Here is a 1,722-nt window from a genome sequence, read left to right as displayed (position 1 = left end):
ACCGCGGGCCGGGCCAGCGCCGCCCACACCGCCCGACCGCCACGCGCCAGCAGCAGCAGGCCCAGCGGCAGCACCGACACGCCACCGATGACCGTGCCGACGAACCAGGCCGACCACAGCGAGCCGACGGGCGCGTCGAACTGCATCGACAGCACCGCCGCTCCCAGCGTGGCGCCGACGAGACTCGGCACGACGGCCCCCAGCACCAGCGCCCACAGCAGCGCTCCGACCTGTTGGACACAGCGCGCGGGCGGTCCGGCCAGACGCAGCAGTGCAGCCGCGAGCGAGGCCTCCAGCAGATTGGGCAGCAGGAAAGACAGGCTCAGACCGGGCGCGTGCCCGCTGAACAGGTTGGCGGCGACATTGGCCACGGCCATCGCCAGCAGGTGCAGCGGCCATTCGGCGCGCCGGCGCGACAGCAGCACGACCGCGACCACCGCATTGGCATACCAGAGCGTGGCGACGCTGCCCGGCTGACGGGACAGGTGGATCGCGCCGTAGGCGAACACGAAGTGCAGGGCGGCGAGCAGCGCGAGCGAGGCCGCCAGCGACCGCTCGGGCCGCTCGGGCTGCGCGCGCGGGGTCGGTGGAAACCGCCGCTGGCCATCGGGTCGTTCGTCATCCTGCTCGGGGCCACCGCCCGGTCTCCGTCCATGCTGCGTCCGCGCGTGCGCGGGGGGGCGGGCGGCAAACGCCGCCCTCGGAGGATTCTGGAAGACTTGCAGGACGGTCGAAGCGCCGAACAGGCCGGCAATTCCGGCCGTCAGCGCAGCGACGGTCCCGCGAGCGCCTTGGCCGCGCCGGCGCCAACCGCGGCGCCGAAGCGCTTGGCCAGGCGCTCGGCCACGTTCTCCTTGGGGGTGTAGTCGATCACCTCTTCGGCCTTGACCACCTCGCGCGCCACGTAGTCCAGGCTGCCGAGCCGGTCGGCCAGACCCTGCTGCACCGCCGACTCGCCGCTCCAGAACAGGCCGGAGAAGGTCTCGGGCGCCTCCTTCAGGCGCGCGCCGCGGCCGTCCTTCACCACCTTGATGAACTGCTGGTGGATCTGGTTGACCATCGCCTGCGCATAGGCCTTGTGGGCCTCGCTGAGCGGCGAGAAGGGGTCGAGCAGGCCCTTGTTGTCGCCGGCGGTGATGAGGCGGCGTTCGACGCCGAGCTTCTCCATCGTGCCGGTGAATCCGAAGCCGTCCATCAGCACGCCGATCGAGCCGACGATGGACGCCTTGTCGACGAAGATCTCGTCGGCCACCGCGGCGATGTAGTAGGCCGCCGAGGCACACAGTTCCTCGCACACCGCATAGAGCTTCTTGTCGGCGTGCAGCCCCTTCAGGCGCCGGATCTCGTCGGTCACGAGGCCGGCCTGCACCGGGCTGCCACCGGGCGAGTTGATGCGCAGCACCACGGCCTGGGCGCCGGCGTCCTCGAAGGCGGTGCGCAGCGCGGCATTGATGCCCTCGGCGCTCGCCAGCGCCTCTGCGGCGATCTCGCCGCGGATCTCGATCAGCGCGGTATGCGGCCCGCTCGGCACGGCGGCATTGCGCTGCTGCGTGATCAGGGCCCAGGCGATGAGCGCGAAGATCACCAGCCAGGCGAGCCGTCGCAACGCGCGCCAGCGCCGCTCGCTGCGGCGCTCCTTCAGGAAGTCACGCGCGAACTCCTCGATCACGCGCCCGTCGACGCTGGTGGGCGCGGGGCCGCCGGCGGCGGCCGCGGGGCGGG

At 72.2% G+C, this 1,722-nt stretch carries 2 protein-coding genes; both read right to left on the bottom strand.

What is annotated here, in order from left to right:
- A partial coding sequence (locus tag x551_RS21775) for an MASE1 domain-containing protein (RefSeq protein WP_036251359.1) occupies positions 1-509 on the bottom strand: 509 nt, incomplete at its 3' end.
- A 254-nt stretch (positions 510-763) separates the two neighbouring features.
- Complete coding sequence (locus x551_RS21770; protein WP_081771452.1) at positions 764-1,669, bottom strand: S49 family peptidase; 906 nt, start codon at positions 1,667-1,669, stop codon at positions 764-766.
- Between the last annotated feature and the right edge of the window lie 53 nt (positions 1,670-1,722).

The organism is Methylibium sp. T29 (assembly GCF_000576205.1).
Classification (GTDB): Bacteria; Pseudomonadota; Gammaproteobacteria; order Burkholderiales; family Burkholderiaceae_C; genus Methylibium; species Methylibium petroleiphilum.
The sequence above is the reverse complement of the archived record's forward strand: the minus strand, read 5'-3'. Positions and strand labels throughout refer to the sequence as shown.